Source organism: Paraprevotella sp. (assembly GCF_986071375.1).
This window is the reverse complement of record NZ_CFQRNQ010000037.1, coordinates 1-8,061: the sequence shown is the minus strand read 5'-3', so window position 1 is coordinate 8,061 and position 8,061 is coordinate 1. Positions and strand designations below refer to the sequence as shown.

6 protein-coding genes and 1 pseudogene are annotated in these 8,061 nt (G+C 46.0%); 5 read left to right on the top strand and 2 right to left on the bottom strand.

What is annotated here, in order from left to right; translation table 11 throughout:
- Positions 1-92: 92 nt before the first annotated feature.
- A pseudogene (locus AC5RDV_RS13240) lies at positions 93-248 on the bottom strand (ATP-binding protein); the annotation flags it as partial.
- A gap of 208 nt (positions 249-456) precedes the next feature.
- Between AC5RDV_RS13240 and AC5RDV_RS13235 the strand changes: the two are divergent.
- From AC5RDV_RS13235 to AC5RDV_RS13215, 5 genes are all read left to right on the top strand, one after another.
- Positions 457-1,779 carry a DEAD/DEAH box helicase gene (locus tag AC5RDV_RS13235; RefSeq protein WP_282748624.1) on the top strand — a complete coding sequence of 441 codons (1,323 nt, stop codon included), beginning with the start codon at positions 457-459 and terminating at the stop codon, positions 1,777-1,779.
- 170 nt (positions 1,780-1,949) lie between these two features.
- On the top strand, positions 1,950-3,017 hold the full coding sequence (gene serC, locus AC5RDV_RS13230) for a 3-phosphoserine/phosphohydroxythreonine transaminase (protein ID WP_282748623.1): 1,068 nt from the start codon (positions 1,950-1,952) through the stop codon (positions 3,015-3,017).
- A gap of 75 nt (positions 3,018-3,092) precedes the next feature.
- Positions 3,093-4,013 (top strand): 3-phosphoglycerate dehydrogenase, encoded by a 921-nt coding sequence (locus tag AC5RDV_RS13225; protein WP_282748622.1) that lies wholly within the window; start codon positions 3,093-3,095, stop codon positions 4,011-4,013.
- A gap of 11 nt (positions 4,014-4,024) precedes the next feature.
- Positions 4,025-5,272, top strand: coding sequence for a DUF1015 domain-containing protein (locus AC5RDV_RS13220; RefSeq protein WP_130892917.1), 1,248 nt, complete (start codon positions 4,025-4,027; stop codon positions 5,270-5,272).
- Between the two features lie 74 nt (positions 5,273-5,346).
- Positions 5,347-5,958 (top strand): IMPACT family protein, encoded by a 612-nt coding sequence (locus AC5RDV_RS13215; RefSeq protein ID WP_130892916.1) that lies wholly within the window; start codon positions 5,347-5,349, stop codon positions 5,956-5,958.
- A gap of 85 nt (positions 5,959-6,043) precedes the next feature.
- Here AC5RDV_RS13215 and AC5RDV_RS13210 read toward each other — a convergent pair whose 3' ends face one another.
- Positions 6,044-7,975 (bottom strand): NAD(+) synthase, encoded by a 1,932-nt coding sequence (locus AC5RDV_RS13210; RefSeq protein ID WP_130892915.1) that lies wholly within the window; start codon positions 7,973-7,975, stop codon positions 6,044-6,046.
- Between the last annotated feature and the right edge of the window lie 86 nt (positions 7,976-8,061).

The following is an 8,061-nucleotide window of genomic DNA, read 5'->3' as shown; positions in this document are numbered from 1 at the left end:
TCACTTGCTTCCATTCCATCTCAAGGCGTAAAGACGGTGTTACATTGAATTTGGATGTAACAATTTGTGCCCTGGTTTGTCACGTTGGTATAATACCAGTTAGATACCGAGGCTTGCGAAGTGATGATGATGGACTTCCGTCCATGTCTGTCCTTGATGATGTTCAGTAGAAGCGGACGTCCCTTGGCGTCAAGCGGCACGAGGAAGAGGTCATCCAAAATAAGTAGTGGATAACGTTCTATTGTTCTTCCGGTGTAAATTCGTTACTTGGGATTTTGTTTCAATTTTATTTCTGCTATCGTTTAAGATACAAACAAAAGTGTTATCTTTGTAAATGTCATGATACATCAGAGGTACTCACGCCTTTAACGATAAGGTTGGCCTTGTTTTTTCTTATGACAATAGTATATAAAGGATTTTATATTTAAATTTTGTTTGATTATAAAAAGTAAAGTGATGACTAATATCAATATAAAAGAAATTTTATGGAAGTTGCATATAGATAGTTTGACAGCGATGCAACAAACCACAGTTGAGGAATACAGAAAAGGGAAAGACCTGGTACTTTTATCTCCGACGGGTTCGGGAAAAACAGTCGCTTATCTGTTGCCTTTAGTGCAATCTTTAAAAGAAGAGAATGTTCTTCAAGCTGTGGTATTGGTTCCTTCTCGTGAATTGGCATTGCAAATAGAGCAAGTTTTCAAGTCTATGGGAACAGGCATTCCTGTCATGAGTTGCTATGGCGGCCGTCCGGCCATGGATGAGCACCGTACGATGAAAAGCTTGAACCCACAAGTTATAATAGGTACTCCGGGGCGTATGAACGACCATTTAAATAAAGGAAATATTGATGCTTCACATGTCCATACGTTGGTGATTGACGAATTTGACAAATGCCTTGAGATGGGTTTTCAGGAAGAAATGTCGGAGGTAATTGCGCAAATTCCGTATTTAAAACGTCGTTTTCTTCTCTCGGCCACAGATGCGTCGGCTATTCCTCGATTTGTATCAGAGGGCGATTTTTTGAAATTGAATTTCTTGGAAGATGAAGAGCAGATTCCAGAACGTATAAAGGTTTATACGGTGAAATCTCCAAAGAAAGATAAGTTGGAGGTCTTGTCCAAGCTTTTGTGCTATTTGGGAAATAAGAGTTCCTTGATTTTTGTGAACTACCGTGAAAGCGTAGAACGGGTTTACCGTTATTTGCTTCAGGAAGGAATCTCGTGTGAAATGTTTCATGGAGGAATGGAACAGAAGGATCGTGAGCGTGCGCTTTACAAGTTCAGTAACGGATCATGCAATGTATTTGTTTCAACGGATTTAGCTGCACGAGGACTGGATATACCCAATATAGACCATGTTATCCATTATCATTTGCCGCTCAATGAAGATACTTATATTCATCGTAACGGCCGAACGGCGCGGTGGGATGCTTCCGGAAATGTCTTTCTCATATTAGGACCGGAGGAATACTTGCCTGAGTTTATACAGCAGATTCCCGAAGAATATGTGTGGGAAGGACCTAAGCCCGAGCCTGCCAAGCCCCAGTGGGTGACGCTTTATATCGGAAAAGGGAAAAAGGATAAAATCAACAAGGTGGATATTGTGGGGTTCTTGTCAAAAGTGGGAGGATTGGGAAGAGATGATGTCGGACGAGTAGATGTGAAAGAACATTATGCTTTTGCTGCTATCAGGCGAAATTTGCTAAAAGAAACCTTGGAAACTGTGTCTGGCCAAAAGATAAAAGGTCTTAAGACGATTATAGAAAAGACAAAATAAGATTACGAGTTGTAAGGGTTAAAAGCCGTTTTTTATAATATATGATAGTAAAAAAAGCGCTTGGCTTAAAAAATGTGGTTTCAATCGTTGCTTTTATGGATTTTATTTTCTACTTTCGCAGATGTTATGCTTAGAGTAACTGATAATTAATCTTAAGTTTTACAAATTAGATGAAGAAGTATAATTTTAATGCAGGTCCATCCATGTTGCCGCGTGAAGTAATAGAGGCAACAGCAGCTGCATGCTTGGATTTTGAGGGTAGCGGTCTTTCCCTGATGGAAATTAGCCATAGGGCAAAGAACTTCCAGCCTGTAGTAGACAAGGCTGTAAAATTGGTAAAAGAATTACTCGACCTACCGGCCGGTTATTCGGTTGTTTTTCTGGCAGGAGGTGCCAGTACGGAATTCTGTCGTGTTCCCTATAACTTTTTGGAGAAGAAGGCAGCCTATTTGAATACAGGTACATGGGCCAAGAAGGCTATGAAAGAAGCAAAGTTGTTCGGTGAAGTGGTTGAAGTAGCTTCTTCGGCCGAAGACAACTATACCTATATTCCGAAAAACTTTACGGTATCGGCTGATGCCGATTATTTGCATATTACGACAAACAATACGATTTTCGGAACGGAAATGCGCTATGATTTGGACAGTCCTGTTCCTTTGATTGCGGATATGTCGTCGGATATATTCTCTCGTCCGGTAGATGTGAGCAAATATAATTGTATTTACGCCGGAGCACAGAAAAACGTATCTATGGCCGGAGTGAATATCGTTATCGTAAAGGACGAAGCTTTGAATAAGGTAAGCCGCCAGATTCCCACAATGTTGGATTACATGACCCATGTGAAAAATGGTTCCATGTTCAATACGCCTCCAGTGGTACCCATCTACTGTGCCATGAAGAATTTGGAATGGGTGAAGCAAAACGGTGGTGTGGAAGCGATGGACAAGCGTGCGAAAGAACGTGCGGACATGCTTTATACCGAAATAGAACGTAACAAGTTGTTCCGTGGAACTGTAAAGGCAGAAGACCGTTCATATATGAATATTTGTTTTGTAATGAACGACGAATATAAAGAATTGGAAGCCGACTTCTTGCAGTTTGCTACGGAGCGCGGCATGGTGGGCATAAAAGGCCACCGTAGCGTAGGCGGTTTCCGTGCTTCATGCTACAACGCACAAACGATAGAAGGTGTGCAGGCATTGATACAAAGCATGAAAGACTTTGAAGCTCAGCATTAAGAGGCTATAAAGACAGGCGCGCCTTGTACAGAGGTGTGCCTGTTTATTTATGGGATGTATTTAAATAAAATAACTATGGCTAAAATATTGATTGCTACAGAAAAACCGTTTGCAAAAGTTGCAGTGGACGGTATCAAAGAGGTTGCAGAGACAGCCGGATTGGAAGTCGTTTTGTTGGAGAAATATACGGAGAAGGCACAACTTCTGGCGGCAGTGGCCGACGTGGAGGCCATGATAATCCGCAGTGATAAGATAGATAATGAAGTTTTTGATGCGGCGAAGAACTTAAAAATCGTTGTCCGCGCCGGAGCCGGTTACGATAATGTGGATTTGGAGGCTGCTACCGCGCACGGGGTGGTGGTGATGAATACACCCGGCCAGAATTCCAACGCCGTAGCCGAACTGGTGTTCGGAATGTTGGTATTCGCCGTACGTAACTTTTATAATGGAAAGGCCGGTACGGAGTTGAAAGGAAAGAAATTAGGAATCTTGGCCTACGGTAATGTCGGTCGTCGCGTCGCGCATATCGCAAAAGGATTCGACATGGATGTTTATGCTTACGACGCATATTGTCCTGCGGCGGCCATAGAATCCGATGGGGTGAAGGCTGTCTCTTCGCAAGATGAGTTGTTTGAACAGTGCGAAGTGGTTTCCTTGCATATCCCGGCTACGGCAGAGACGCGTCAAAGCATCAATTATGCCTTGGTCGGCAAGATGCCCAAGGGAGGAGTGTTGGTCAATACGGCCCGGAAAGAGGTAATTAATGAACCCGAATTGCTGAAATTGATGCAGGAGCGTACAGACCTGAAGTATGTCACGGACATCATGCCGGAAACGGATGCAGATTTCCGTATGCTGGAAGGCCGTTATTTCTCTACACCTAAGAAGATGGGTGCGCAAACAGCCGAGGCCAATATCAACGCCGGAGTGGCTGCGGCACATCAGATTGCCGCATTCTTCAAGGACGGATGTACGAAATACCAGGTAAATAAATAATTGCAGGGGCTATGGCTTGGGTTAAACCGTTTAAGGGGCTTCGTCCGCCTAAGGATTTGGTGGAACGGGTAGAGTGCCGTCCGTACGACGTGCTCAGTTCGGAAGAAGCCCGTATAGAGGCAGGCGATAACGAAATGTCGCTATATCACGTGATTCGTCCGGAGATAGATTTTCCGGAGGGGACGGATGAATACGCTGCATGTGTGTATGAGAAGGGGGCTGAGAACTTTGCCAAGTTCCAACGTAACGGCTGGTTGGTGGAAGACGCTAAGCCCATGTATTATATTTATGCACAGACCATGAACGGGCGGACACAGCACGGCATCGTGTTGGGAGCTTCGGTCAAGGACTATATGGACGGGGTAATCAAAAAGCACGAACTGACGCGGCACGAAAAGGAAGAAGACCGGATGAAGCATATCCGTATTACGGATGCGAACATAGAACCGGTTTTTCTGGCTTATCCCGACAATGCCGCGTTGGCTTCCTTGATAGACCAATATGCAAGGCATGAGCCGGAATATGATTTCGTTGCCCCGCTCGACGGTTTCCGCCATCGGTTCTGGCTTGTGGATAATGAAGCGGATATTGATGCGATTACGAAAGAATTTGCAGCTATTCCCGCGTTGTACATTGCAGACGGCCATCATCGTACGGCTGCGGCAGCTTTGGTGGGACAAGAGAAAGCTTTAGCCCATGGCAGGACGCACCCCGAGGCGGAATACAATTATTTTATGGCCGTGTGCTTCCCTGCAAGCGAACTGACTATATTGGATTACAACCGTGTGGTGAAAGACCTGGGCTGCCATACTTCGGATGAGTTCTTGCAGGCTTTGGAGAAGGATTTCGAAGTGGCTTGCACGGGCTGTTCGGTGTACAAACCTATGCGACCTCATGAGTTTTCGCTTTATCTGGATGAAAAATGGTACAGGTTGCGTGTACTTCCGGGACGTTTTGATGAAGACGATCCGATTGATGTGCTTGACGTGACTATCAGTAGTCGGCTTATATTGGATAAGATTTTGGGAATTAAGGATTTACGTAGGGATAAGCGGATTGATTTCGTAGGAGGACTGCGTGGTTTGGACGAACTGAAAAGACGTTGCGACAGCGGCGAGATGAAAATGGCGTTGGCACTGTATCCAGTGTCTATGCAGCAAATCATGGATATAGCAGATTGCGGGAAAATCATGCCCCCAAAAGCTACTTGGTTCGAGCCTAAATTACGTAGCGGACTGGTGATTCATAAACTGTCGTAAGGAAAAAATAAGTATCTTTGCAACTCCGGTTGCCGGTAGAATCCGGTAGCCGGAGTTTTTTGAACAGTAGGGATATGGAAGGAAATGACGTATATAAGACGATAACAGCACCGGCAGAAGGGGAGTATAGCGAGAAACGGAGTAAATTCCTGGCTTTTATTCACCCAGTGCATACGATAGACGAAGTGAAAGAGCAGGTGGAGCACTATCAAAAGAAGTATTACGATGCACGCCATTGTTGCTATGCCTACATGTTGGGACACGAACGGAAGGATTTCCGTGCCAATGACAACGGGGAGCCTTCCGGTACAGCCGGGAAACCGATTTTGGGACAGATTAATTCTTACGGGCTTACGGATGTCTTGATTGTCGTCATCCGTTATTTCGGTGGAATCAAGTTGGGGACGAGCGGCCTGATACAGGCCTATAAGGCAGCAGCCATCGAAGCCATACAGGCGGCCCGGATTATAGAAAAAACGGTGGACGAGGAAATCACCTTTTTCTTTGAGTATCCTTTCATGAATTCCGTCATGCGCATTGTCAAGGAGGAAGAGCCTTCTATTGTCTGTCAAGGGTATGAACACGATTGCAGCATGACGCTGCGTATTCGGAAAGGGAGCATGCCACGTCTTAAATCGAGACTGGAGAAAGTGGAGACATTGAGATTTGAAGGCGATGGAGAGTAGAAGAGGGAAGTGCCAGATGGAATAAAAAGAAACGGTGTGTTCCGCCAGAAGAGGGGGAATACACCGTTTCTTTTTTGATATGGGGTCAGGCCTGCAAGTTGTTGCATTCATCCATCCATGCCGCAGCCGACGCGTCGCTAGGCATTCGCCAATCTCCACGAGGACTCAGGCTACAGCTTCCCACTTTAGGACCGTCGGGCAGGCAGGAACGCTTAAACTGTTGGGAGAAGAAACGGCGGAAAAACGTTGTCAGCCATTTCTTTATCACTTCGTCTGTATACTTTCCGGCAAAAGCATATTGGGCCAGATAGAATATCTTGGACGGGCGGAAACCGAAACGCAAGGTATAATATAGGAAAAAGTCATGTAGTGCGTAAGGGCCGACCAAGTCTTCTGTCTTCTGGCTGATGTTGCCATTTTCGTCTGCCGGTATCAGTTCGGGGCTAATCGGAGTGTCCACGATATCCAGCAAGGTGGCTTGGGATGGTTCGTCAATAATACTGTCGGCCACCCACTTGACCAAATGTTTCACCAACGTCTTGGGGATAGAGGCGTTGACGCCGTACATGCTCATGTGGTCGCCGTTGTACGTGGCCCATCCCAGAGCCAGTTCCGACAAGTCACCGGTTCCCACTACCATGCCGTTCATCTGGTTGGCCACATCCATCAATATCTGCGTACGTTCGCGTGCCTGTGCGTTTTCATACGTCACATTATGGTTGGCCATGTCGAAGCCCAAGTCCTCAAAATGTTGTATGCAGGACTTTTTGATGCTGATTTCTCGTAGGGTCACCCCCAGGCTTTTCATAAGGTTGACGGCATTGGTATAAGTACGGTTGGTGGTCCCGAAGCCAGGCATGGTCACACCGACGATGCCTTTGCGCGAAAGTCCTAATTTGTCGAACGTCTTGGTGCAGACCAACAGGGCAAGGGTGGAATCCAGTCCGCCGGAAATCCCGATGACTACGGTCTGTGTTTGTGTATGTACCAATCTTTTGGCCAGTCCTGCTATCTGTATGGCAAAGATTTCTTCGCACCGTTCATTCAGTGCCTTTCCTGCCGGGACAAAAGGCATCGGGTCAACCTTACGGCTTAATTCGATGTCCTTGGAAGCGAAGAGTTCGGTATCTATCCGCATGGTATCGTGCGGTCTCAGCCGGGCGATGGAGGCGCTGAACGTGGTGTTCACACGCCTTTCCGCACGCAGGCATTCTACGTCTATTTCGCTGTAAACCAATTGCTCTTTAAAAGAGAAACGTTCGTTTTCCGCCAACAGCATCCCGTTTTCGTAGATAAGAGCCTTGCCGGCAAAAACAACATCCTGTGTGCTTTCTCCGAATCCTGCCCCCGAAAATACATAACCGGCGAGGCATCTTGCACTTTGTTGTGCCAACAAGGATTTGAGATAGTCTTGTTTGCCTACGCCTTCATTGTCTGCGCTAAGATTGAAAATGATTTCTGCTCCCTGGAGTACCAATTCGGAACTGGGGGGGATGGGGGCCCATACGTCTTCGCAGATTTCCACACCGAAACAGCAAGAGGGAGTGTTGAAGACCAAGTGGCGGCTCAGCGGCACCATTTGCCCGCAAACCAATACATTGCTGTTTCCGTGCACATCGCCGGACGTGAACCAGCGTTGTTCATAGAATTCCTTGTAGTTGGGCAGGTAAGTTTTGGGGATAAGCCCTAAAATTTTTCCTTTTTGTATCACTGCCGCGCAATTCAGCAGCGTGCCGTGGTAAGCGACAGGCAGTCCTATGATAGAGATGATGTCCAATGAGCGGGTGAAGTCGAGGATGCTGATAAGGCACATTTCCGCCTCGTCGAGCAGCAGTTGTTGGGCAAACAAGTCACCGCAAGTGTAAGCCGTGATGCTAAGTTCCGGAAAACAAATGATTTCTACGCCTTTACCTTCCGCCTGAATAATCAAACTTTCAATTTGTTGCGCATTATATTTGCAATCTCCTACTTTTACGCCGGGGATGGCTGTGGCAATTCTGACAAATCCGTAATTCATGTTGCTATGTTTGATATTTGTGGAACAAAGTTAGCAATAATCGGTGAGATATGGAAAAGTAGAGCAAAGTTATTGAGAAATAGGCT